The organism is Christensenellaceae bacterium 44-20 (assembly GCA_041223705.1).
In the GTDB taxonomy this organism is placed as follows: domain Bacteria; phylum Bacillota; class Clostridia; order Christensenellales; family Christensenellaceae; genus QANA01.
In genome coordinates this window covers 102987-125552 of record JBCLQU010000002.1, presented here as the reverse complement: position 1 = coordinate 125552, position 22566 = coordinate 102987, and the positions used below count along the sequence as shown (strand labels likewise).

General features: G+C 57.3%; 25 protein-coding genes. 2 read left to right on the top strand and 23 right to left on the bottom strand.

The annotated features are described in order from the left end of the window. Positions 1 to 3 precede the first annotated feature (3 nt). From AALG83_07545 to rho, 14 genes are all read right to left on the bottom strand, one after another. Positions 4 to 396: a 4Fe-4S dicluster domain-containing protein gene (locus tag AALG83_07545; GenBank protein MEY8383008.1), complete on the bottom strand. Its 393-nt coding sequence runs from the start codon at positions 394 to 396 to the stop codon at positions 4 to 6. Then, on the bottom strand, positions 386 to 1192 hold the full coding sequence (locus tag AALG83_07540; protein ID MEY8383007.1) for a CoB--CoM heterodisulfide reductase iron-sulfur subunit B family protein: 807 nt from the start codon (positions 1190 to 1192) through the stop codon (positions 386 to 388). Before AALG83_07540 ends, AALG83_07545 begins: the two co-directional genes overlap by 11 nt. Before the next feature lie 25 nt (positions 1193 to 1217). Continuing rightward, entirely contained in the window at positions 1218 to 2594 is a 1377-nt protein-coding gene (fumC, locus tag AALG83_07535) for a class II fumarate hydratase (GenBank protein ID MEY8383006.1), read from the bottom strand. Between the two features lie 315 nt (positions 2595 to 2909). After that, entirely contained in the window at positions 2910 to 4193 is a 1284-nt protein-coding gene (locus AALG83_07530; protein ID MEY8383005.1) for an adenylosuccinate synthase, read from the bottom strand. A 135-nt stretch (positions 4194 to 4328) separates the two neighbouring features. Then, positions 4329 to 4958, bottom strand: a complete 630-nt coding sequence (gene upp / locus AALG83_07525) for a uracil phosphoribosyltransferase (GenBank protein ID MEY8383004.1) — start codon at positions 4956 to 4958, stop codon at positions 4329 to 4331. A 2-nt stretch (positions 4959 to 4960) separates the two neighbouring features. Beyond that, a complete protein-coding gene (rpiB, locus tag AALG83_07520; GenBank protein ID MEY8383003.1) occupies positions 4961 to 5425 on the bottom strand; it encodes a ribose 5-phosphate isomerase B in 465 nt (154 codons plus the stop codon). 14 nt (positions 5426 to 5439) lie between these two features. Beyond that, positions 5440 to 5889, bottom strand: coding sequence for a low molecular weight protein arginine phosphatase (locus AALG83_07515; GenBank protein ID MEY8383002.1), 450 nt, complete (start codon positions 5887 to 5889; stop codon positions 5440 to 5442). Beyond that, on the bottom strand, positions 5886 to 6926 hold the full coding sequence (locus tag AALG83_07510) for an L-threonylcarbamoyladenylate synthase (GenBank protein MEY8383001.1): 1041 nt from the start codon (positions 6924 to 6926) through the stop codon (positions 5886 to 5888). The genes AALG83_07515 and AALG83_07510 overlap by 4 nt, the downstream gene beginning before the upstream one ends. Further along, positions 6926 to 7993: a peptide chain release factor 1 gene (gene prfA, locus AALG83_07505; protein MEY8383000.1), complete on the bottom strand. Its 1068-nt coding sequence runs from the start codon at positions 7991 to 7993 to the stop codon at positions 6926 to 6928. The genes AALG83_07510 and prfA overlap by 1 nt, the downstream gene beginning before the upstream one ends. Positions 7994 to 7999: 6 nt before the next feature. After that, positions 8000 to 8845: a peptide chain release factor N(5)-glutamine methyltransferase gene (gene prmC, locus AALG83_07500; protein MEY8382999.1), complete on the bottom strand. Its 846-nt coding sequence runs from the start codon at positions 8843 to 8845 to the stop codon at positions 8000 to 8002. Beyond that, positions 8842 to 9843 (bottom strand): DUF1385 domain-containing protein, encoded by a 1002-nt coding sequence (locus AALG83_07495; protein ID MEY8382998.1) that lies wholly within the window; start codon positions 9841 to 9843, stop codon positions 8842 to 8844. The genes prmC and AALG83_07495 overlap by 4 nt, the downstream gene beginning before the upstream one ends. Before the next feature lie 85 nt (positions 9844 to 9928). Beyond that, positions 9929 to 10129, bottom strand: coding sequence for a 50S ribosomal protein L31 (gene rpmE / locus AALG83_07490; protein ID MEY8382997.1), 201 nt, complete (start codon positions 10127 to 10129; stop codon positions 9929 to 9931). A 70-nt stretch (positions 10130 to 10199) separates the two neighbouring features. Next, entirely contained in the window at positions 10200 to 10667 is a 468-nt protein-coding gene (locus tag AALG83_07485) for a GNAT family protein (GenBank protein MEY8382996.1), read from the bottom strand. Between the two features lie 26 nt (positions 10668 to 10693). Next, a complete protein-coding gene (gene rho / locus AALG83_07480) occupies positions 10694 to 12229 on the bottom strand; it encodes a transcription termination factor Rho (GenBank protein ID MEY8382995.1) in 1536 nt (511 codons plus the stop codon). Positions 12230 to 12552: 323 nt separating this feature from the next. Between rho and AALG83_07475 the strand changes: the two genes are divergently transcribed. Beyond that, entirely contained in the window at positions 12553 to 12969 is a 417-nt protein-coding gene (locus tag AALG83_07475; protein MEY8382994.1) for a pyridoxamine 5'-phosphate oxidase family protein, read from the top strand. Between the two features lie 10 nt (positions 12970 to 12979). Next, positions 12980 to 13402 carry a GNAT family N-acetyltransferase gene (locus AALG83_07470; protein MEY8382993.1) on the top strand — a complete coding sequence of 141 codons (423 nt, stop codon included), beginning with the start codon at positions 12980 to 12982 and terminating at the stop codon, positions 13400 to 13402. Positions 13403 to 13456: 54 nt separating this feature from the next. On the opposite strand, the gene AALG83_07465 is transcribed toward AALG83_07470, so the two are convergent. The 9 genes from AALG83_07465 to AALG83_07425 form a co-directional block, all read right to left on the bottom strand. Continuing rightward, a complete protein-coding gene (locus tag AALG83_07465) occupies positions 13457 to 15070 on the bottom strand; it encodes a CTP synthase (protein ID MEY8382992.1) in 1614 nt (537 codons plus the stop codon). A 40-nt stretch (positions 15071 to 15110) separates the two neighbouring features. Beyond that, positions 15111 to 15767: an MBL fold metallo-hydrolase gene (locus AALG83_07460; GenBank protein MEY8382991.1), complete on the bottom strand. Its 657-nt coding sequence runs from the start codon at positions 15765 to 15767 to the stop codon at positions 15111 to 15113. Between the two features lie 18 nt (positions 15768 to 15785). Then, on the bottom strand, positions 15786 to 16187 hold the full coding sequence (locus AALG83_07455) for a DUF1934 domain-containing protein (GenBank protein MEY8382990.1): 402 nt from the start codon (positions 16185 to 16187) through the stop codon (positions 15786 to 15788). A 206-nt stretch (positions 16188 to 16393) separates the two neighbouring features. Next, positions 16394 to 17698 carry a PepSY1/2 domain-containing protein gene (locus AALG83_07450; protein MEY8382989.1) on the bottom strand — a complete coding sequence of 435 codons (1305 nt, stop codon included), beginning with the start codon at positions 17696 to 17698 and terminating at the stop codon, positions 16394 to 16396. 27 nt (positions 17699 to 17725) lie between these two features. After that, entirely contained in the window at positions 17726 to 18379 is a 654-nt protein-coding gene (gene sleB / locus AALG83_07445) for a spore cortex-lytic enzyme (protein ID MEY8382988.1), read from the bottom strand. Further along, on the bottom strand, positions 18360 to 18914 hold the full coding sequence (gene spoIIR, locus AALG83_07440) for a stage II sporulation protein R (protein MEY8382987.1): 555 nt from the start codon (positions 18912 to 18914) through the stop codon (positions 18360 to 18362). The genes sleB and spoIIR overlap by 20 nt, the downstream gene beginning before the upstream one ends. A 94-nt stretch (positions 18915 to 19008) precedes the next feature. Beyond that, positions 19009 to 19893 carry a phosphatidylglycerol lysyltransferase domain-containing protein gene (locus tag AALG83_07435; protein ID MEY8382986.1) on the bottom strand — a complete coding sequence of 295 codons (885 nt, stop codon included), beginning with the start codon at positions 19891 to 19893 and terminating at the stop codon, positions 19009 to 19011. Between the two features lie 818 nt (positions 19894 to 20711). Continuing rightward, positions 20712 to 20876, bottom strand: a complete 165-nt coding sequence (locus AALG83_07430) for a zinc-ribbon domain-containing protein (GenBank protein ID MEY8382985.1) — start codon at positions 20874 to 20876, stop codon at positions 20712 to 20714. Between the two features lie 25 nt (positions 20877 to 20901). Next, positions 20902 to 22410, bottom strand: a complete 1509-nt coding sequence (locus tag AALG83_07425; protein MEY8382984.1) for a serine hydrolase — start codon at positions 22408 to 22410, stop codon at positions 20902 to 20904. Positions 22411 to 22566 lie beyond the last annotated feature (156 nt).

Below are 22566 nucleotides of genomic sequence, written 5' to 3'. Positions count from 1 at the left end.
CTTCTACTTAGAATACTTGCGCAGGGCGCTCATGATGGCCTGCTGGGGCATTTCCTCATCCAGCAATGCCGGAATATCATTTGCCGTCAGGTGATTCGCGCCCTTTTCCCGAATGACCATCAGCCGCAGCGCTTCCACCAGCTTGGCCGGCTCGACGCCTCTGGGGCAGCGATCCACGCAGGCAAAGCAGGAAAGGCACTTATAGATGGAATCGGATTTCATCAGCGCTTCGAGGTCTCCATTCTCCACCATATAGACGAACTGATGCGGATGGTATTCCATCTCGTCGTAGGAAGGGCAGGTTCCCGAGCATTTGCCGCACCGCATACATTTGCGCGGATTGACGCCGCTCATCCGCAGAATCTGCTCCTTCTGGCGTTCCTTCTTATTCTGCATCTTCTTCCTCCTTTACGCCCAGCGCCTCGGCCAGCAGCTCGGTGAAATAGATAACCGGAACCTCGCTGCCGTTTTTCACAAGGTTGTATTTGCAGAGCGGGCAAGCCGTAACCATCAGCTCTGCGCCGTGGCTGGCCGCCCCATGGCTGACTGCATTGCTCTTTTTCTTTGCCGAAGCCGCGTCTTCCAGGGCGACATACCCGCCGCAGCACTCGTTTCTCTGGGGGAAAACCACCGGCTCTGCCCCGAGGGCGCGCAGGAAATCTTCCATGATCTGCGGATTTTCCACATCGTCGAACTGAAGCACTTTGCCCGGGCGCAGCAGCATACAGCCATAATAGGCGGCAATTTTGCGGCCGGTCAGCGGGTTTTTGACCGCGGCCTTCAGCTGCTCAAAGCCCACTTCATCCCGCAGCAGCTCCAGATAGTGATAGACCTGCGCCTCGCCGTGATAGGGGGCGGAGGGCTGCTTATCCTGGGCCATATAGGCATTGACCTTGGCGGCAAATTCGCCGTCCGTCTGCATGGCGTGGTTGGTCTGCTTGATGACATTATGGCAGGCGGAGCACACCGTGCAAAGCGGCCGCTCCTCATCCCGTGCGGCAACGAGCGCGCGCACGCTGGCAAGCTTGGATGCGATTTCATCCTTGGCGCTGATAAAGGCGCCGCCGCAGCACTGCCAATCCTGCACTTCGCAAAGCTCGATGCCCAAAGCCTCGGCGCACTTTCGCGCATAGCGATCCAGCTGCTTTGCTTTGGTGCGGAGGGTACAGCCTGGGAAATAACTAACTTTCATCGTCTACCTCCAAATTGATACGGGGTTAAACCATCTGCTCGGGATGAAAAACCTCGTCGAACTTTTCCTCCGTCAAGAAGCCGAGCGCGACGCACGCCTCTTTGAGGGAGATATTTTCTTTATATGCCTTTTTGGCCGTCTTGGCCGCGTTCTCATAGCCGATATACGGATTGAGCGCCGTAACCAGCATGAGGGAGTTGTGCAGATTGTCGTGCATCTTCTGCCGGTTGGCCGTGATGCCCGCGGCGCAGTTCTTGTTGAACGAAACGATGGCCTCGGCCAGCAGGCGCGCCGACTGCAGGAAATTATAGATGATGACGGGCATGAACACATTCAGCTCGAAATTGCCCTGAGAGGCCGCCATGCCAATGGCCGCATCGTTGCCAATGACCTGCACAGCCACCATCGTTACTGCCTCGCACTGGGTCGGGTTGACCTTGCCGGGCATGATGGAAGAGCCGGGCTCGTTTTCCGGGATGCGGATTTCGCCCAGGCCGACCCGCGGGCCGGATGCCAGCCAGCGGACGTCGTTGGCAATTTTCATCATATCGCAGGCCGCCGCCTTGATGGCGCCGTGCGCAAAGACCAGCTCGTCCTTAGAGGAGAGCGCGTGGAACTTATTTTCGGCAGTTACAAAGGGTTTGCCCGTCAGCTGGGCGACTTTCTCTGCCGTCAGCGCGGCAAACGCTTTGGGGGCGTTCAGCCCCGTGCCCACGGCCGTGCCGCCCACAGCCAGCTCATAGAGCGGGCGGACTGCCAAGCCGAGCAGCTCCTCGTCCCGCTCCAGGCTGCTGCGCCAGCCGGAAATCTCCTGGCTGAATTTGATGGGCGTCGCATCCTGAAGGTGCGTCCGCCCGGATTTGACGATGCCCTCATTCTCCTCTTCCAGGCGTTTCAGCGTGCAAATCAGCTCCTGAATGGCCGGGAGCAGCTTATCCTCAATGGCCATGACGGCAGAGATGTGCATGGCCGTCGGGAAGGTATCGTTGGAGGATTGGCTCATGTTGATATCGTCGTTGGGATGGCAGGCTTTTTCGCCCAAAATCTGGTTTGCCCGGTTCGCGATGACTTCGTTCGCATTCATGTTGGACTGCGTTCCAGAGCCTGTCTGCCAGACGACCAGCGGAAAATGGCCGTTTAACTGGCCGGAGATCACTTCGTCGCAGGCGGCGCAGATGGCCTCCATCTTTTGCCTGGTCATCTTCTCGGGCTTTAATTCGGCGTTGGCCATGGCCGCCGCCTTTTTCAGAATGCCAAATGCCCGCGTAATTTCTCTGGGCATCACTTCGATATCCACGCCAATTTTAAAATTTTCGTGGCTTCTCTGAGTCTGCGCAGCCCAAAGCCGGTCTGCCGGGACCTTCATCTCGCCCATCGAGTCGTGTTCAATACGGTATTCCATCACCTTTCCCACCTTATCTATCAAGATTTTTAAAATATATTGATAGCCGCCGCATCTTTGCCCGAACCGGGCGTTTGAAAACGGTGCTTTCCTGGCATATTACATTTTTCGCTTTATTTTACCATGCTTCGCCGAGCCGCGAAATTGCCAAATTTATATATCGGTATTATGATTATCGATATATCTATTCGCAATTTGCATGCGCTCTCTTTGCACTGGCAAAAAAGCCGCCGGGCAGGGCGGCCGGGCGGCCTTGTGGAAATTTTTGCAAAAAAAGAAAAGGCAGCCAATGCCGCCTTTTCCAAAATGCAATTGTTAGAACATATTTTTGCGCACGATGCACTCCTCGCGGTTGGGGCCGACGCCGATCATCGCCACCGGGATGCCCGTCTGCTCCTCGATGAAGTTGATATACTCCTGCGCGCCTTTTGGCAGATCCTCGAATTTGCGCACCGCCGAGAGATCGCTGCTCCAGCCCTCGAACTCCCGATAAATGGGCTTCATCCGGGAGAGCAGTTTGAGGGAGGCGGGGTAGTTATCGTAAACCTGGCCATCCAGTTCATAGCCCGTGCAGATTTTCACCGTATCAAAGCCGCCCAGCGTATCCATGCGGGAGACTGCGAAATCCGTGATGCCGCCGATTCTGGCCGCAAAGCGCAGGATGACGAGATCCAGCCAGCCGCAGCGCCTGGGACGGCCGGTAACCGTGCCGTATTCATGCCCTCGATCCCGGATTGCCTGGCCGACGTCGTCGAACAGCTCGGTCGTGAACGGGCCCTCGCCCACGCGGGTGGTATATGCTTTGACGATGCCCAGCACCTTATCCACCGCCTGGGGGCCGACACCTGCGCCGATGCCCACGCCCGAGGCTGTCGGGTGCGAGGAAGTAACGTAGGGATACGTCCCGTAGTCGATATCCAGCAGCATGCCCTGGGCGCCCTCGAAGAGCAGGTTTTTGCCCTGCTTCATGTATTCATAAACCAGAAGGGAGGTATCGCAGATGCGATCCTTCATGGCCTGGCCATAGGCGAGGTATTCCTGCAAAATCTCCTCATAGCAGAGGGGCTGGCCGCCATAGACCTTGGTGATGATCTCGTTCTTTTCGGCAAGCACAGCTTTGAGCCGCGCGGCAAACTCTTCCTCTTCCAGAAGATCGCCCATGCGGAAGCCGATTCTCGCGGCCTTATCCGTATAGCAGGGGCCGATGCCGTTGCCCGTCGTCCCAATTTTGGAAGCGCCCAGCTTTTTCTCGGAAAGGCCGTCCATGATCAGGTGATAGGGCATGATGACCTGGGCTCTATCGCTGATAAACAGGTTATTCGCAGAGACGCCGCGCTCGCGCACATACTCGATCTCCGCCAAAAGGGATTTGGGGTTGATGACCACGCCATTGCCGATGATGCACTTGGTATGCTCGGAGATAATGCCGGAAGGGATGGTGCGCAGCTTGAATTCCACGCCATTCGCATAGACCGTATGGCCCGCATTATTTCCACCCTGATAGCGGATGACCATATCCGCATCCTTGGCCAGGAAATCGACAAACCTGCCCTTGCCCTCGTCTCCCCACTGAGAGCCAAACACCACTACACCAGACATTGCTTTTTTCTCCTTGTCTTAGAGTCTTTCGTTTTCACACCGTTCTTATCATACCAAGAAGCCGCGCGTTCGTCAACAAAGGCGCCGCGCGCCCCGCAAAAAAAAGAGAAGGGATCCCCTTCTCTTTTGCAAATGCTACAGCGTTCCGAAGATGCGGTCGCCCGCGTCGCCCAGGCCGGGGACGATATAGGCGTGCTCGTTCAGCCGCTCATCGATGGCCGCGACGTAGATATCCACATCCGGATGCGCCTTCTGAACCACCTCGATGCCCTCCGGCGCCGCGATCAGGCACATGAACCGGATCTTCTTTGCGCCATGCTCTTTGAGCATGGTGATGGCATCCGCGCCGCTGCCGCCCGTGGCCAGCATCGGGTCTACCAAGATGACCTCCCGCTCGGCAATTTCCGAGGGCAGCTTGCAGTAGTATTCGACGGGTTTTGTCGTCTCGGGATCGCGGTACAGGCCGATATGGCCGACTTTGGCCGAGGGAATCAGCTTCCAAATCCCGCTCACCATGCCAAGGCCCGCCCGCAAAATGGGCACGATGGCCGGCGCACGCCCGGCAAGGACTTTGGCCGTCATCCGGCAGATAGGCGTCTCAATTTCCTTGTCCTCCAGCGGCATATCCCGCAGCACTTCATAGCCCATGAGCATGGAGATCTCCTCCAGCATTTCGCGGAATTCCTTCACATCCGCCTCTTTCGAGCGCATAAACGAGAGTTTATGCTGGATCATGGGATGATCGACGACGACAACTTTCCCCATTGTTATTTTTCCTCCCGGGAATATTTTCTCTCGATAGCCGAGATTTTCTCTACGCGCTTGACGTGGCGCGCTTCCTCCTTCAGAAAATCCGTATGCAGGAAAGCATCCACCAGCTCGATGGCCAGGCCGGGCCCGATGACGCGGGCGCCCAGCGCCATCATGTTGGCGTTGTTATGCTCCCGGGTGCGCTTTGCGCTGAATACATCCGAAACCAGTGCACAGCGGATGCCCGGCACTTTGTTGGCCGAGATGGAGATGCCGATGCCCGTCCCGCAGATGATGATGCCAAGATCTGCCTTGCCCTCGGCAAGATACTCGGCCGCGGCCTGGCCGATATCCGGGTAATCCACCGCTTCGCTGGTGAACGTGCCGACATCGTGATATTCATATCCCTGCGCTTCCAGATATTTGCGGATCTCTGCCTTGAGCTCAACGCCGCCGTGATCCGCGCCAATGACTAATTTCATATCAAAACCTCCTGTTATGAATCTGCTATTTTCTTTAAGATGGCCGCGCAGAGCGGTTCCAATTCCTCTGCGCACCTCTGATAGACTTCCAAACTGCCGCCAAAGGGATCCGAAACGTCTCCCTCTCCTCCGGCACAGCGCCGAATTGCCCAGATTTTACCCTGCTGCTCCGGGCAAAGGCGCCCAAGCTGCTCGGCCTGCCCCTGCGTCATGCACAGCACCAGGCTCGCCTCTTCCAGCATTTTCCGGCTCAGCGGGCGCGCTCTGTGTTCCTCCAAGCTCAGCCCCATTTGCTTTGCCACAACGCGCATCTCGCCCGAAGCCGGGCTTTGGGGCAGGGCATAGAGCCCCGCGGATTCCGCCCGGGCCGGCACTGCCCCGCGCTCTGCCAGCGCGTTGAAAATTGCCTCTGCCATCGGGCTGCGGCAAGTGTTGCCCGTGCAGACGAATAAAACTTTTTTCATACTTCTAAAATATCAAACCCCGCCGCACGGATGATGCGGTTGCTCACGGCAAGCCCCATGCCTGCCTCGCCCACATCCTCGAACAGGATAATTTCCACGCCCCGGCTATCCGCCCGGCGCAAAGCGGCGAAAAGATTTTGCGCCAGCTCTTCCAGGTTTCTGCCCAGCCGGCAGATGTTTCTTTCCCCATAGGCAGGGGCATGGGCATCCAGGCAGAAAATCTCGACTTTTTTGCCTTCCTGCCCCTTCTTATCATACAAGGCTCGGACGCCTTTTGCAAGGGCAGATTCTTCCTTCGCCTTCACGACGTACACTTTCGCGCTGGGCGCATAGTGCTTATATTTCATGCCGGGGGAAGCCGCCGCCTCTCCCTTCGAGAGGCCATGCAGAACGGCGTGGGCAATCTCCACTTTTCCGCATTCCCGGCGGATCATCTCTGCCGTGATGCCGCCTGGCCGCAGGATGACGGGGACTTCCCCCGTCAGATCGCAGACGGTGGATTCCAGCCCCACCGCCGCCGGCCCGCCATCCAGGATGACGGGAACCAGGCCGTCGAAATCTGCCGCGACATCGGCGGCAGTCGTCCCGCTGGGCTTGCCCGAAAGATTCGCGCTGGGCGCGGCAATCAGCTTGCCGCTGCGGCGGATGAGCTCCCGGGCCACGGGGTCGCCGGGCATGCGCAGCGCCACGGTGGGCAGCCCCGCCGAAACCTCAGCCGGCAGCAGCTCCCGGCTTTTTAGCACCGCGGTAAAGGGCCCTGGCCAAAAGGCGCTTAACAGTTTTTCCGCCAGCGGCGAAAGCTCAGCCGCCGCATAGACCTGGCTCATTTCGCAGACGTGCGCGATGAGCGGGTTATCCATGGGCCGGCCCTTGACGGCGAAAATCTGCCGGACGGCCTGCACATTCTGCGCATCCGCGCCAATGCCGTAGACCGTCTCTGTCGGGAAAATCACCAGGCCGCCCCGGGCAATCTCCTGCGCCGCGGCAGAGAGCCCCTGCTCGTATTCCCGGCGCAAATCAAACACTCTCGTCTGCATTATTCCACCTGGGAAAGGCTCTTTTCCTTGGCATCCAGAATCAGCGCATCGATGATCTCATCCATATCGCCGTCGATAAACGCATCCAGCTTATAGAGCGTGAGGCCGATGCGGTGATCCGTCACTCTGCCCTGGGGGAAGTTATACGTGCGGATGCGCTCGCTGCGATCCCCGCTGCCCACCATGCTCCGCCGGTTCTCCGCCTGCTCGCTGGCCGCCTCGGTGAGCGCGTTATCGTAGAGCTTGCTCATGAGCACCTTCATGGCCCGCTCCTTGTTTTTCAGCTGGGAGCGCTCGTCCTGGCAGGTTACCACCAGGCCGGTGGGCAGGTGCGTGATGCGGATGGCCGAGTCCGTCGTGTTGACGCCCTGGCCGCCGTGGCCGCCGGCGCGGTAAATATCAATGCGCAGGTCTCCCGGGTTTATTTTCACGTCCACTTCCTCCGCCTCGGGCAGCACGGCCACCGTCGCCGCGGAAGTATGGATCCGGCCGCCGGATTCTGTCTCGGGAACGCGCTGCACCCGGTGCACGCCGCTCTCGTATTTCAGGCGGGAGAATGCGTTTTTGCCCGAGATGAGCACGACCATCTCCTTGACGCCCCCAAGCTCGGTCATATTCGAGGAGAGCGTCTCCATCTTCATGCCATGCCGCTCGGCATAGCGGGTATACATGCGCAGCAGATCTGCGCCGAACAGCGAGGCTTCGTCGCCGCCCGTGCCCGCGCGAATCTCCAGAATGACGTTTTTGCCGTCGTTCGGGTCTTTGGGGATGAGCAGGAATTTCAGCTCCTCCTCGGCTTTCTGCATCTTCTCTTCCAGGGAGGCGATCTCCTCCTGGGCCATCTCGCGCAGCTCGGCGTCGTCTGCGGTTTTGAGCATCTCCCGCAGTTCGGGCAGTTCCTCCTGCATGGAGAGATAGGCCTCGTAGGCCGAGACGATCTCCTCCAGGTCTGCGTGCTCCTTCATCAGCTTGCGCCAAAGCTCCTGATTGGCGATGACCTCGCTTTTGGAGATCTCCGCCGAAAGCTCTTCATATCTTTTTTTAATGGATTCCAGTTTTTCAAACATCTATTTTTACTCCCAAGCTAAATTCCATTCCGCAAAGACCATCCGATCCAGCCCGGCATAATCTTTGGCCAGCTCTATTTTATCAAAGCCTTGTTCTGCAAGCAAGCGGCAAACTGCCTCCCCCTGCTCATAGCCGATTTCCAGCGCCAGCTGCCCGCCTTTTGCCAGGTGCCCCCGGGCCTGCGCCGCGATGCGCCGGTAAAACGCAAGGCCGTCCGCCCCGCCGCGCAGCGCCAATGCCGGCTCCTGCTCCCGCACGCCCGCCTCGACGGCCGCATATTCCGCATCCGAGATATAGGGTGGGTTGCTGACGATGAGATCATACGGCCCCTGCGCTTTTTCCAGCAAATCCGACGCAAAAAAATGCACGTTCGCGCCCAGTTTTTCCGCATTGCCCCGGGCAACGGCCAGCGCATCCGGGCTGATATCCGAAGCCGAGACGGCCGCCGCCGTGTGCTTTGCCAGGCAAACGGCAATGCACCCGCTGCCCGTGCAGAGATCCAGCGCGGTTTTTAGGTTCTTTCTCTGAATGATTTGGATACAGCGCTGGGCCAGCAGTTCAGTCTCCTGCCGGGGGATGAGCACCGCCCGGGAAACGGCAAAGCGCATCCCATAAAACGCCCGGCTTCCCAGCAGATAGGCTAAGGGCTCCCCGGCCTTTCTGCGGCAGGCCAGCTCCTGCAAGGCCAGAGCCTGCTCTTCGGGCAGTTCCCGGCCCGGCTCCAGCAGCAAATCCTGCGCGGAGACTTGGCAAAGCACTTCCAGCGCTTCCCTGGCTTCGGCCTCCGCCTCGCCCGGCCCCAGATGCGCCAGCTCCTGCCTAAGCTGCCGATAGGCTTGCAGACGGTTCATGCCTGCCCTGCCTCCTGGTTCCCGGTTTCCTGCTCCTTTTTATGCGAAAACTGCTCCCTCAGCGCGGCGAGCTCCTCGAGGCTCTTTTCTTCCAGCGCCGTCTCAAAGGCCAGAATGCCAATCTCGATCATCTCATCCGTGGGCTCGGCAGTCGTCAGCCGCTGAAGCTGCATCCCCGGCCAGCGCAGGGCTCGCACGAGAATGCAGTCGCTCATGGCCAGCAGTTTGAGCACTTCGTATGCCACCCCCGCGATGACGGGCAGCATGAGCAGCCGCAATCCCAGGCGCAGCAGCAGGTTGTCGCTCCACCCGAAGAAGGAGTAGACCAGCACCGTCACCAGCATGACCAGCAGCAGATAGCTGGTGCCGCAGCGCGGGTGCAGTGTGCGGTATTTGCGCACGTTTTCCACCGTCAGCTCCTCCCCGGCCTCATAGCAGGAGATGGTCTTGTGCTCGGCGCCGTGATAGCGGAAAACATCCTTGATATCTTTCATCAGCGTACAGCTCAGCATATATAGGATGAGGATGGCGATGCGGATGAGCCCATCCGCCAGGTTGAGCAAAAGCGGGCTTTGGATGGCGCCCCTCAGCAGGCTGGTTAGGAACGTGGGCAGCATGAAGAAGAGCAGAACCGCCAGCACCAGCGCGATGGCCACGGCAAAAAACATCATGACATCCTCCGCCTTTTTGCCCAGCTTTCCGGCCACGAACTTCTCAAACCTGCTGGGCTCGAACTCCTCCGTTCCCTCTTCGCTCATCTTGGCCGCGTCCATCAGCACGCCCACGCCCGTAAAGAGCATATCGACAAAATTGATGACACCGCGCACCACGGGCAGCCGGGCAAACCAGCTCTTCTTCTGCTCCACTTCCCACGTTTTTACGGCGATAGCGCCATCTTGTTTGCGCACGGCCAGCGCCGCCTTTTTGGGAGAGCGCATCATCACGCCGCCCAGAACGCCCTGGCCGCCCACCGTGCTTCTCTTTGCTTGTTTGTTCATAAAAATTCTCCGGCTCAGCCCTTCTAAAACTCTCGAAACAGCCTACAAAAAAACAGAGCGAAGCCCGCTCTGTATTTTTCGTAAACTATTTGAGACCGTATTTCTTTTTGAAACGATCCACACGTCCGCCGGTATCGACCAGCTTCTGCTTGCCTGTAAAGAACGGATGGCACTTGGAGCAAACGTCCACTTTCATCTCTTTTTTAACAGAACCTGTTACGAAGGTTTCCCCGCAAGCACATTTCACAACACACTCTCCGTAATTCGGATGTATATTAGGTTTCACAGAACTCACCCCTTCTCTATAAAGTCGCAGTTATTAGTATATCATAAACCCGCCATATTGCAAGCTTTTTTCAAGTTTTTTCGAAAAAAGCCTGGACGGGCATCTCCATGCGGATAAAATCCACGGCGCTCCCGCCGATTTGCCAGCACTCCCGGCCAGTCTCCCGAAAGCCCGCCGCCTGATACAGCCGCCGCGCCCGCCTGTTCCATGCCGCCACATGCAAGGCGAACTGTTCCGGCAAAAAAAGCTGCCGCGCCTGCGCCAGCACACAGGCCAAAAACGCGCGGCCATTGCCTTTTCCCGTGAGATCCGGCCGAAGCGCAACGCCAATCTCCACAGTCTTCCCCCTGCAATGCAGTTCAAAGTAGCCAGCCATTTTTCCGCCGCGGTACACGGCATAATAGCAATCCCCCGGCGCGGGCCGGCACATCGCTTCAAGTTCCCGCCCCCACAGCTCGGGCGCGATATTGTAAAAATCATAAGGCGGCTCATACTGCCAGCCAAGGTATTCCCGCGCATCCTCCGCCGTGATGGGCAAAGCCTCCCATTCCGCGCCCGGCATGGCTAATAGCGGCCGCCCTGGGTGAGCTTAAAGCCCTCTTTCTCCCAGATATTCAGCCATTCCTGCAGGCGGATGAGGAACTCCTCGTTGGTCTGCGTGCGCACCAGCATGCTGATGAGCTGCTCGGTAACTTCCGCCGTATTGCCCGAGGAGAGCACTTTGCGGATGGCCCAGATGCCTTCCCGCTCGGTATTGCTGAGCAAAAGCTCCTCTCTTCTGGTTCCGGATTTGGCCAGATCCAGCGCCGGGAAAATGCGCTTTTCGGACAGCCGGCGATCCAGATGCAGTTCCATATTGCCCGTGCCCTTGAACTCCTCAAAGATGATCTCGTCCATGCGGCTGCCCGTCTCCACCAGGGCCGTGGCGATGATCGTCAGGCTGCCGCCGTTTTCGATGTTTCTGGCCGCGCCAAAAAACATCTTGGGCTTATAGAGCGAGCTCGGATCCAGGCCGCCCGAAAGCGTGCGCCCGGAGGGCGGCACCGTCAGGTTATATGCCCGGGCCAGCCGGGTGATGCTGTCCAGTAGGATGACGACATCCCTGCCATGCTCCACCAGCCGCTTTGCCCGCTCGATGACCATCTCGGCCACCCGCGTGTGGTTATCCGGCTTTTCGTCGAACGTGGAGTAGACGACTTCGCCCTTAATCGAGCGCTGCATATCCGTCACTTCCTCCGGCCGCTCATCGATGAGCAGCACAATCAGCTCCACATCCGGGTAGTTGCGCGTGATGCTGTTGGCAATTTTCTTGAGCATGATCGTCTTGCCGGCCTTGGGCGGCGCGACGATGAGCCCTCTCTGCCCCTTGCCGATGGGCGAGACCAGGTCGATCAGGCGAATGGCCATATCCCGGGATGCCCGGATATTCTCCAGCTTAAAGCGCTGGTCCGGGTAGATGGGCGTCAGCTCCTCAAAGGGTTTGCGCCCCGTGCATTCTTCGACGGGCCCGTCGTTGACGCTCTCGATATACAAAAGCGCCAGCAGTTTTTCCCCTTCCTTTGCCGGGCGGGTTTTCCCCTTGACTTTATCGCCGGTTTTCAGGCTGAATTTGCGGATCTGCGCCATGGAGACATACACATCGTTTCGGCCGGGCAGATAGTTGTTGCTGCGCAGAAAGCCATAGCCATCCTGATGCACTTCGAGCACACCCTCGGCATCTTTGCATTCGCCCGTGGCCAGCAGCTCGTTGACGGCATCGTTGCCCTGGACGTATTCCACAACCCGCCTTCTGGCAGAGGTCTCTTCCCCTTCCTGCTCCTCATAGTGCAGTGCGCTGCGCTCTGGCTCCGGCCGCCCTTCTTCCTCCTGCCCCGGCTCTTCCTCTTCAAAGATGCCCATGGGCAGGTCGTCCTCCTCCGGGGCCAAAGGCGCAGGCTCCGAGGCAGTCTGCGGGTTTTGGGCCTGCTGCTCCTGCTCCAGCCCAAAAAGAATTTCCAGCAGCTCGCCCTTCTTATACGTCGTAACAGATTTTACGCCGGCAAGTTTGGCAATCTCTCTCAGATCGCTCAATGTTTTGCTTTTGAGTAATTCAAGGTCCATAAACTTGCTCTTCCTTTCCAGCTTTTGCCGCACGAAAAAGCAGGCAATTTTGCGCGTATGCAAAAGCCAGGTTTGTATTGTGTTTTTTATACTTGAAAAGTCTGATGGACGAGAAACATCAAACTATATCGACAAATTAAAAATGGGAAAATAAAATATTTCTGGTATTTATATTATGTAGAATCAAAATCGCTTTGTCAAGCGCTTTTTCCGCCTATAATCCAATTATTCACAGCCCTGCCATTTCCTATACACATTTTTCCGCACGCCTTGACCCAGCCCCGCCGCCATGCTATTTTATTGCTATCAAAGGAGAGCATTTTATGAAAAATTGGTGCCAAAAGGCCGAGCAAATCATGGCCGAGCGGTTTGGAAAAGACACGGTAGTTGCGCTGGCTACGGCGGAGGGCGGCATCCCCTTCGTGCGGTATATCAACGCCTACTATGAGGACGGCGCCTTCTATCTCATCACCCACGCGCGCTCCAATAAGATGCGGCAAATCCGGGACAACCCGGCTGTGGCCATCGCCGGCGAGTGGTTCACCGGCCACGGAACGGGCAGGAGCCTGGGATATTTTGGCAGGGAGGAAAACAGCGCCATTGCCCAAAAGCTAAAGAAAGCCTTTGCCGCATGGATTGACAACGGCCATAGCGACCTTGGCGACCAGAACACCACCATTCTTTGCATCACTCTGACAGACGCTCTGCTGCTCTCGCACGGCACAAGATATGAGTTTTAAGGAGGGCCCCATGATTCGCCCATTTCAGGCGGCAGATCTCGCCGCTGTGGCCGAGATTTGGCTGGATACCAACCAAAAGGCGCACGATTTTATTCCTGCGGAGTACTGGCAGGATCATTTCGAGCAGGTAAAGCAGATGCTGCCCTTGGCGGAAGTGTATCTCTATGAAGAGCAGGGAGAAATCCAGGGGTTTATCGGGCTGGACGGCAGCTACATCGCGGGCATTTTCGTCTGCGGGCAGGCGCAGTCCCGGGGGATAGGCGGGCAGCTGCTGGATTATGTGAAAGCCAGAAAAAAGCGGCTGAATCTGCGCGTCTATCAGAAAAACGCCAGAGCCATCGCGTTTTACCGCAGAGAACAGTTTCAGATTCAGGGCGAATGCCTGGACAGCGATACCGGCGAAAAAGAATATCTCATGGCCTGGGAGGCTTAGCGCTTCCCGCAAAAAAGCCAGAGGCGCTTTGCCTCTGGCTTTTTTATCAAATTTCTAGTTTTGCTCTGCCGCGGCGCTCACCAGCCCGGCAAACAGCGGATGCGGGCGATCCGGCCGGGATTTGAACTCCGGGTGGAACTGCGCGCCCACATAGAAGGGGTGATCCGGGATCTCCACAATCTCCACCAAATCTCTCTCCGGGTTGACTCCCGCCACCCGAAGCCCCGCCCGCTCCAGCTGTGCGCGGTAGGCGTTGTTGAACTCGTAGCGGTGGCGGTGGCGCTCAAAAATGGTGCTCTGGCCATAGGCCGCCTGGGCCGCACTGCCCGCCGCCAAATCGCACTGGTATTTTCCAAGGCGCATGGTTCCGCCGAGGTTTTCCAGGTTCTTCTGATCCTGCATCACATCGATGACGGGATGCGCCGTGCCCGCGTCGAACTCGGTGGAGTTGGCATCCGCCCAACCCAAAACATTGCGCGCGAACTCGATGGTTGCGATCTGCATCCCAAGGCAGATGCCCAGATAGGGGATGCGGTTCTCCCGGGCATATTTGGCCGCAAAAATCTTGCCCGCAATGCCCCGCTCGCCAAAGCCGCCGGGCACCAGGATTCCCTGCGCGCCGGCCAGCAGTGCCGCCGGGTCTTCGCTCTGCTCCAAATCCACCGCCGAGACCCAGCGGATGCAGACGTTCACGCCCCGGTGCATCCCGGCATGAGCCAGGGATTCGACGACGCTCAAATACGCGTCGTGCAGTTCGATATATTTGCCCACCAGCGCGATCTCCACCTTCCCCCCCTCAAGGGCGCGCTGCTGCAGGCCGACCAGCTGGTTCCAGACCCCAAGGTCTGCCTGGCGGCCGAGATCCAGCCCCAGCTTCTCGCACGCCCGGATATCCAGCCCCTCTTCATGCAGCACCACGGGCAGCTGATACAGGCTGTCGCAGTCCGGGTTGCTGATGACGCAGTCTTTTCGGACATTGCAGAACAGCGCCAGTTTTTCCTTGATGCTCGCGGAAAGCGGCTGGCCGCACCGGCAGACCAGAATATCCGGCTGGATGCCCAGCGAGCGCAGTTCCTTGACGCTGTGCTGGGAGGGCTTGGTCTTAATTTCGCCGACTTTGTTCAGATAGGGGATGAGCGTTACATGGATAAACAGGCTGTTGCCTTCGCCCAAATCCCATTTGAGCTGGCGGATGGCCTCCAAAAACGGCTGGGATTCGATATCGCCCACCGTTCCGCCAATCTCTGTGATGACCACATCCGCGCCCGAGTGCTCGCCCACGGCGCGGATGCGCTCCTTGATCTCGTTGGTTACATGAGGGATCACCTGCACAGTCCCGCCAAGGTAGTCTCCCCGGCGCTCCTTGGTGATGACGCTGTGGTAAATCTTGCCGGAGGTGATGCTGCAATCCCGGAAGCAGTTTTCATCCGTAAAGCGCTCATAGTGGCCGATATCCAAATCCGTCTCCGCGCCGTCGTCGGTTACGAACACTTCGCCATGCTGGAAAGGGCTCATGGTTCCAGGGTCCACATTCAGATAGGGATCGCATTTCTGCATTGCGATTTTGTACCCCCGGCTCTTGAGCAGCCTGCCAAGGGATGCTGCCGTGATGCCTTTGCCCAGCGAAGAGACGACGCCGCCTGTAATGAAGATGTATTTGGTTGCCATAACTGTTTCCTCCGAAACGATAAGATACCCTTTAGCCGCGCTATTCTTCCAGCGCCGGATTCATCAGGAAAATGCGCGTGCGCTTTTTACGATCCGCCGCAATATAATTGAAGCTGGATTCGCCCAGAACCGATCTGTCGAAATAGCCCTTGGTCGCCTGGATAAACCCGGCCGCCGGCGCGACGTCTACGCTGAGCGAAGGCGTGCGGTAGTGCATGGGCAGGATGACGTTGGGCTCCAGCTGTTTGCAGATTTCAAAGGCCTGCTCTGCATCAATCGTATAGTTGCCGCCCACCGGGATCATCAGCACATCCACATCCGAAAGCTGCGCGGCCGTCTCCGGGCTGAGCAAATGGCCGAGATCGCCCAGATGCGCCAGCGTAACGCCCTCTGCCTTCACTTTGAAGATGATGTTGTTGCCCCGCTTTTGGCCCTGGGCATCGTCGTGCCAGCAGGGGATGCCGTCGATGCTGAGTTCCTCTGCCTCATAGTGGCCGGGCGCGTTAAACAGCGCAAAGCCCGGCTCTATGCCCTGCGTGCCGTTGTGGTCGAAGTGGTCGTGGCTGCAAAACACATAGTCCGCCGCCATGCGCGGCATCTGATAGCCGATGCCCTCCGCAAACGGATCGAACACCAAAACCTTTCCGCTTGATAATGTAATATGAAAGCACGAATGCGCAATCCACTTGATTTTCATTTTCTTTTCCTCCCTTATTTAACATTCTTCATAGCAGAGGCTCAGCTGGGTAACCACCTGCGCCCCTGCGATATTCATGACATATTCCAGGCCGATTTTCCCGCCGTGCTCTTCCAGCTTTACCTGCACATGCGTCGGGAAGATCGTGACGTCCATAGAGCCAAAAGGCGTTTTATACAGCGTCGAGCAGCTTTTCCCCTGCTCAAAGATAAACTCCGTCTCGATGGTGCCCTTCTTCTGCATGCTGACCATCCCCTTCTGCATGGTGATGATGGTCGCGTCGCCCGTCTCCATATCGGTATATTCTATCACCCGGGCCTCGCCCTGCTTTTGCAGCGTGCCCTGCAGTTTCATCTCGGTATGGTCCTGCTCGCCGCAGGCCGCCTGCTTGCTTTCGATACTGATGCGTACTTCCTGCATTTCGCCCTTCCTTCCGCTTTCTGGCAGAAACCCCTCTGCATATTGGCTAATTTTATCACACAAGGCCGGCCGGGCGCAATATTTTTCTGGAGAATTTTGCAACATTTTTGAAACTTTTTATTTTTTTCCTGCATTTCGTTTTGCAAAACCCAAAAAGAACGCCGGTTTTCGGCGCTCTTTTCTTCTGTTTTGCAATTTTTGAATTCTTATCTTGTCAAAACGCCGTCGTTGACATGCACAATCTCCAGAATATCCTGCACGCTCCCATCTGCCGCATCCAGATAAAGAATGGCCTGCCTGCCCTCATATTCGCAGAAGAATTCACAGCAGTAGACCTCCTGCCCCGTCTCTTTTGGGATGACGGCCATGGCGCAGTCTGTCTCCTTTGCCGCAGACGGAAGCTGGGCGCGGGCTTCGGATAGGGAAATGCCCTGCGCAAAGCTCCTCTGCTTATGGTTTTTGACATATGCCCAGGCATCCATGCCCACAACCTGCATATCATCCGCCCGAATCCACAGCTTGATGAGATCTGGGTAGAGCCGCACGCCATCCTGCAGGGGGACGAAATTGAGTAGAGCATCCCCGCCGTAATACTGCGCATAGGAGAGCTCGGCCTCGGGATAGCCCTTCTGCCGCAAAAACTCCAGGCCAGCCTGCTTTAACTCTTCGGCTCGCTGCGGGGTGGGCTGAACGGAGATATCCGTCTGCCGCGGAAGGCTCCAGGACAAAATCCCGCCGCCCTGCTCGGCCACCGAAACCAGCGTGCCGCTCTGGCCGGAAAAGGAGAAAAAGGGAACTTTCGCTTCCTTATTATATCCGGCAAACTCCAGGCTCTCCCCTGCAAATTCCTCGGCCAGCTGCTGTGCCTGCTCCTGGGAAACTTTCGCCGCATCTTTGAGGGCGGGCGCACTCTCCAGGCTCTCGGAGAAGGGGCCGTCGTAGATCAGCCGGGGGTATTCCTGGGCGGAGAAATTTTCGGTATAGCCAGAATCCTCCGGAAAGAAGGAGACCAGCGCGCCGCCCCCGGCATATCCCGCCTGCCACGCACCCTCCAGGTTCTGCTCCAGCTGCGCGCAGGCGCCTTGCAGTTTTAAAATCTGCCCGGCATCCTCCTGCTCCAGCGCGCCGCCCCCGGCCGAGCGCAAAAACAGCTGTTTTGCATAATCCCCCGCCTGGTTCAGAAAGGTGAAAATCGCCTGATGAATCTCGTCTCCCAAATTCAGCGCGGCCAGATACCCGTTCAGCTCACCCGTCTGCCGCCAGATATCCGCCAGCAGGCCGGATGTCTGCGCCGAATTGGGCATGAGCGAGAGCTTATACAGCTTGCCCTCCAGAGAGGCGATGCCCTGGATGAGCTCGCCATAGGCCGCCTCCTGCCGGGCGGCATACTGCTGCTCCAGCCGGGCTGTGCGCCGGTCTGCAAAAAAGGCATAGCACGTGGCCGAAATGACGATGGCCACCGTCGCAGTAACCGCAATCCACTTCAAATACTGCATTTTCTTTTCCTGCATCATACTTCTCCTTCGCCTGCCCAAAGCCTAGTAGCAAAAGCTGTGATTGCCGATGACCACGGCCACGGGCTTGCTGAGCATATAGGAATTGGACGTCTTTTTGGGGTTATAGTAGAAGACACATCCGCCGGTTGGATCTGCGCCTGCCAGGGCATCCTTTGCCGCGCGCAGGGCCTCGGCATCCGGCGAGAGCGATATCTGCCCATCCGAGATGACCGAGAACGCCCCCGGTTGATAGATGACGCCCGAGATGCTGTTTGGAAACGCCGAGCTGCGCACCCGGTTGAGCACCACCGCCGCCACGGCCACCTTGCCCTGATAGGGCTCGCCCCGGGCCTCGGCATAGACCAGCTTGGCCAGCAGATAGGCGTCCGTCCCCTCCTCCTTGCCCGAGGAGAGCTGAATGCCCAGTTTTTCCGCCGTCCTGCTGCCCACAATGCCGTCCACAGCCAGGCCGTTTTTGCTCTGGAAATAGCGGACGGCCCGGTAGGTCTGGTCGCCGTAGATGCCGTCCACATTGCCGCTGTAGTAGCCCCAGGCCTTGAGCCGCCGCTGAATTTCCTTCACATCGCTGGCCGGCAATTTGGTATACGTCGCCCCCAGCGCCGAAAGCCAAAAGGCCGCCGCCAGCAGGGCGATCAGCACCACTGCGGCGCTTCTTTTAAGAAACTGTCTTTGCATCGTTTGCCTCCTTTTCTCCGCCCCCAAACAGGGATTGCAGCCATTCCCACGCCAGAGAAGTGTATTCCACTTCCTCCTGCTCTAAAATCTCCTCATTGACGATGCACAGCGGCGGAAACATGACGCACCACCAGTTCTGCCCATCCCCCTGGCCCAGCACCAGGCGCAGGGCATCATACTCTCCGGCGGGGTAGGTTACGTCGCCATACGTCTTATCCGGGAATTCGAACCGCCCCAGATAGGCCCGCGCGGTATAGCCAAAGCCGTTTTCCGCCAGCACCTGGTTGGCGCAGGCTTCCAGCTCGGATAGATGCTCGCGCATATAGTGCTCCGCCTGCTGTTTATCCCGGCAGGCAGTGGCCTGATCCGCGGTATATTCCAAAATGGCATCCCGCACCATCAGCTTGACCTTCTGATCCGCCGCGCCGTCGCTGTTGGCGATGATGTGCAGCCGGAAGGGCTCCTGCGCCCGGGCGGAGATACAGCTTAAAAGCAGAATTGCCGCCAAAAGAAGATACATCTTTTTTGCTCTCATAAAAAAACACCTGTCATTTCGCTTTTGTTAAAGCTAGTATGGACAGGTGCCTTTTCTTTTAAACTTGTTTTTTCCAGATTTGGAAATTTTTTGGCTAGACGCGGATGGCGTTGAACACTTTGTTCTGGAAGACGGGATGATAGGATTGCTTTGCCTTGCGCAGGCCCTCCACGCCCATATCCTCCTCCCGGTTGACCAGCTTGGTGCCCGCCCATTCGTGCTCCAAAAACTTCTGGTTGATGACGGCATACAGCCCCGGATAATCGATATCCGCCTTTTCGATGATGATATGCGCGGTATCCGGCGGCAAAAATTCGCCAATCGTCATGGCGCGGATTTTCCCGTCGATTTTGATGGCCGCCCCCTTAAGGCCCAGGGCATCGAAGTTGTTCAGCAGCTCCAAAATTGCCTCCTGCTCATCGAAATAAAAGAGCATCTTCTCTTGGTGCCGCGCAAACCACTCCTCCAGCGCAGGCAGGCATTCCATCGCGTTGCCGCCCGTCAGCGGCATATATTCATAGGAATAGTTGGCCTCGAAGCGGTTGACAAAGTTGCGCTTGGAGTGATATTTCTTGCCGGAAAGCGAGATGAGCTTCTCGGTTTCGTAGATATAGTCCTCATCGTCCACCGATTCCTCTTTGCGGAACATCCCCGGGCAGTCCGAAAGGAGTTTGTCCACCATGGGCTCGGAAAGCTCGTAGTAATTCACCTTGCCGCCAAATTTCTCCTCCGCCGCCCGCACCAGCGGAGCCGCGCTCTGCCCTTCCTTGACGAAAAAGCCCAGGCCATAGGGCGGCACTTCCAGCCTTGGCATGACGGAATAGATGCTCATGGCCCCTTCTTTTTCGCCGTAGCGCAGCGCCATGCACCCCCGGGACATGAAAATATTGGGGAAACGCAAAAATGAAAGCTTTTCATATTCCGCAAAGCTTTCATACCTCTCTTTGAGACCAAGCGTAATCTCTTCTAATTGTAGCATATAAAATATTTATCCTCGTTTTTATGTTTCGCGCGTTTATGCCAATCCGGCATTCCGCAGATTTATTATACCATAATTGTCAAGCCCCTAAAAAGCGGAGCAGGCCGAAAATATTTTTTATAAAAAAGAAGGAACGGCGGGTTTCTCTGCGAATATTATAAGTAAGAGAAGCAAAACTCCATAGAGCAAAAGCATTTTCGCCGCTGGGAGCAGTGGGTTTCCAAAAATAAGCGAGGGTGGTTTTGCGATATAAGAAAGCCGCAGGGTTCCAAGCGGCGGGAGTGCAGATTCTCAACTATGGCATGAGCAGAAGGGAGCGATTCCAATGAACAGTGAAGAGCCAAAGAGCAGCCAGGGGATAGGCTGCGGCGCATTTCGCCGGGCAGCTGGCATCGCGCAGAGCCCCAGCGCCTAGGCGCGAAAAACAGGCATCCCTTTTGTATATTCCGGCAAAACTTTATTTTATCTTCTTCTATAAAATACAAAGCGTGCCCCAAAAGCGACGCAGGAAGCAGGCCACGCAAACCCTTTTATTCCTGCTTCAGGTTTTCCGGAGAAAAAAGATATCGCTGGCTTGCGAATTTCGCGGCGGCCCGGCGGGCTTTCTAATCACGGCCCGGGCGGCAGCCTCAAAAATCACCAAAAAAGCCGGGCGATGCAAACCCGCGGCAATGATTTGCCATAAGGATGGATCTTCCAAAAGCAGACTGCCAAAACTCGTATGCGCCGCGCCATATCCCAAACAACAAATACAAACGCATGCCCCGCCAATCGGCGGGGCTTTTTTATTGCGCAGAGGCGGCGCGGCCGCCTCCTGCTTATCTTCTCTTTTGGCCTGCCTTCTCCTGCCTTCTCGCTTTCCGGCAGGCCGGGCAGCGCACGGGCTCTTTTTCAAAGCCTTTCTCCCTGAAAAACAACTGCTCTGCCTTTGTAAACACGAATTCATTGCCACAGTCCCGGCAGACCAGCATCTTATCTCTCATTTGCTCTTTTTGCATTTTCCGCCCCTCACTGTTTTTGATAGCCCAGCATGGGCATATTCGCGCTCTGCACGAACCCGACATTTCTGCCGCACGAGATATGGATGCCGTGCGGCGTAAATTCAACCTCAAAATCGCTGATATAGCACTGCTCGGTATAGGCGATGCGCAGGTGGTATTTTCCCTCCTGCCATGCGCCCGAGCAGGCCGCCGCAGAGAAGACCAGCTGGTTATGCGCATCCATAAACTCGTTTTCTATGAGCGGCATTTTGCCCCGGAGAAAGGCGCCGTATCCGATGGCCAGGCGGCTGCTTCGCCGCCCCATCTGGATTTCCACCTCGTCCCGCTCCCCAAACCAAAAGCGGATGCCCGTCAGCCCCAGGTAGTTGGGCGCCAGGGCATATTCCCTGCCGGAATAGCGCGCGGCCAGCGGCTCCTGCCAGGAGGGCGCCCCCTCTGTTGGAGCGATTCTCGCCTCCCCTGCCAGCTGCGCCAGTTCCCGCTCTGCCGCCGCGTCTGCGTCCCCTTGGCCGACTGCCCTGGGGAATTTCTTGCGCAGTATTTGCAGTGCGCGCAGATATTGCATACTCCCGCCCAGCAGCACGGCTACGGCCTGCTGTTCCGGGAACACGACATATGCCTGCCCAAAGGCGCCCACGCCGCTGTAAATTCCCTGCTCACCCTCTACCCAAACCTGATAGCCGAACTGCTCGGGCTGTTTCCGGCCGGGCGTATGGATGAGAATTTGGCATTGGCTCATCTGCCGGATATACCGGGCATCCAGCAGTTGCCTGCCCTGCCAGCGCCCTTCCTGCAGCATAAACTGCGCAAACTTGGCCAGGCTTTCGGCGCAGAGCGAGAGGCCCCACCCGCCGGTGCAGACCCCTTCCGGGCATTTTTGCCATGCGGCATCCGCAATTTCCAGCGGCTCAAACAGGCGCGGGCGCAAAAATTCCAAAAGGTTCTGGCCGCTGATGCGCTGCAAAATGGCCGAGAGCATATACGTGCAGGCAGAGCAGTATAGGAAGCGCTCCCCCGGCGCGTGCTCCACGTATTTATGCAGGAAATCGCCGGCCCAGTCCGTCTGCGGCTGGTAGACAAAATTCTCGTAGGAATAGGGAAAATCGTTTACCACATCGTCCAGATGCGGGTATTTGAAATCGTGCGGCGCAGCGGAAAAGCCCGGCGCCATCATCATCAGATGCCGGACCGTCATGGCCGCCATATTCGTGCAGGGCGGCGACGGCAGTTTATCCGGGAAAAAGGAGACGACCCGGTCTTCCAGCCCAAGCAGGCCTTCCTGAACGGCAAAGAGAACGGCGATGGCCGTAAAGCTCTTGGAGACGGAAAACAGGCTGTGCCGCTCTCCCTTCTCATAGGGCGCAAAATAGCTCTCGTAGATCACCTTTCCCTGGCGCAGAAACATCAGCGCATGCAGACCATACTGCGGCTTTTGCAACTCCCGGCAGAGCTCCAGCAGCCGCCTGGCGTCTACCCCGGCCTGCCCGGGCGCGCACCGCTCAAAATACTCTCTCATGCCCAAAACCTCCTGATTTCTTCCAGTATAGCATAAGCAAAATGCCGCGTCATAAAAAATTCAAAATTTGCGTTTTTCTTGTCTATAATCGGCCGGGGCGCGCGCCGCCCGGCCGCCCTCTGCGCCGCGATGTATACAAAATGTTAAATTTATCGT

What these genes read in the sequence shown, in the direction of transcription:
- AALG83_07455 (MEY8382990.1), bottom strand. Translation starts at nt 16,187, where the DNA reads ATGCAGGAAGTACGCATCAGTATCGAAAGCAAGCAGGCGGCCTGCGGC.
- prfA (MEY8383000.1), bottom strand. Translation starts at nt 7,993, where the DNA reads ATGTTTGAAAAACTGGAATCCATTAAAAAAAGATATGAAGAGCTTTCG.
- AALG83_07475 (MEY8382994.1), top strand. Translation starts at nt 12,553, where the DNA reads ATGAAAAATTGGTGCCAAAAGGCCGAGCAAATCATGGCCGAGCGGTTT.
- AALG83_07425 (MEY8382984.1), bottom strand. Translation starts at nt 22,410, where the DNA reads ATGAGAGAGTATTTTGAGCGGTGCGCGCCCGGGCAGGCCGGGGTAGAC.
- AALG83_07450 (MEY8382989.1), bottom strand. Translation starts at nt 17,698, where the DNA reads ATGCAGGAAAAGAAAATGCAGTATTTGAAGTGGATTGCGGTTACTGCG.
- rpiB (MEY8383003.1), bottom strand. Translation starts at nt 5,425, where the DNA reads ATGAAATTAGTCATTGGCGCGGATCACGGCGGCGTTGAGCTCAAGGCA.
- AALG83_07430 (MEY8382985.1), bottom strand. Translation starts at nt 20,876, where the DNA reads ATGAGAGATAAGATGCTGGTCTGCCGGGACTGTGGCAATGAATTCGTG.
- AALG83_07515 (MEY8383002.1), bottom strand. Translation starts at nt 5,889, where the DNA reads ATGAAAAAAGTTTTATTCGTCTGCACGGGCAACACTTGCCGCAGCCCG.
- AALG83_07465 (MEY8382992.1), bottom strand. Translation starts at nt 15,070, where the DNA reads ATGGCAACCAAATACATCTTCATTACAGGCGGCGTCGTCTCTTCGCTG.
- spoIIR (MEY8382987.1), bottom strand. Translation starts at nt 18,914, where the DNA reads ATGAGAGCAAAAAAGATGTATCTTCTTTTGGCGGCAATTCTGCTTTTA.
- AALG83_07510 (MEY8383001.1), bottom strand. Translation starts at nt 6,926, where the DNA reads ATGCAGACGAGAGTGTTTGATTTGCGCCGGGAATACGAGCAGGGGCTC.
- AALG83_07460 (MEY8382991.1), bottom strand. Translation starts at nt 15,767, where the DNA reads ATGAAAATCAAGTGGATTGCGCATTCGTGCTTTCATATTACATTATCA.
- AALG83_07545 (MEY8383008.1), bottom strand. Translation starts at nt 396, where the DNA reads ATGCAGAATAAGAAGGAACGCCAGAAGGAGCAGATTCTGCGGATGAGC.
- AALG83_07530 (MEY8383005.1), bottom strand. Translation starts at nt 4,193, where the DNA reads ATGTCTGGTGTAGTGGTGTTTGGCTCTCAGTGGGGAGACGAGGGCAAG.
- sleB (MEY8382988.1), bottom strand. Translation starts at nt 18,379, where the DNA reads ATGCAAAGACAGTTTCTTAAAAGAAGCGCCGCAGTGGTGCTGATCGCC.
- upp (MEY8383004.1), bottom strand. Translation starts at nt 4,958, where the DNA reads ATGGGGAAAGTTGTCGTCGTCGATCATCCCATGATCCAGCATAAACTC.
- AALG83_07540 (MEY8383007.1), bottom strand. Translation starts at nt 1,192, where the DNA reads ATGAAAGTTAGTTATTTCCCAGGCTGTACCCTCCGCACCAAAGCAAAG.
- rho (MEY8382995.1), bottom strand. Translation starts at nt 12,229, where the DNA reads ATGGACCTTGAATTACTCAAAAGCAAAACATTGAGCGATCTGAGAGAG.
- AALG83_07470 (MEY8382993.1), top strand. Translation starts at nt 12,980, where the DNA reads ATGATTCGCCCATTTCAGGCGGCAGATCTCGCCGCTGTGGCCGAGATT.
- fumC (MEY8383006.1), bottom strand. Translation starts at nt 2,594, where the DNA reads ATGGAATACCGTATTGAACACGACTCGATGGGCGAGATGAAGGTCCCG.
- AALG83_07435 (MEY8382986.1), bottom strand. Translation starts at nt 19,893, where the DNA reads ATGCTACAATTAGAAGAGATTACGCTTGGTCTCAAAGAGAGGTATGAA.
- prmC (MEY8382999.1), bottom strand. Translation starts at nt 8,845, where the DNA reads ATGAACCGTCTGCAAGCCTATCGGCAGCTTAGGCAGGAGCTGGCGCAT.
- AALG83_07495 (MEY8382998.1), bottom strand. Translation starts at nt 9,843, where the DNA reads ATGAACAAACAAGCAAAGAGAAGCACGGTGGGCGGCCAGGGCGTTCTG.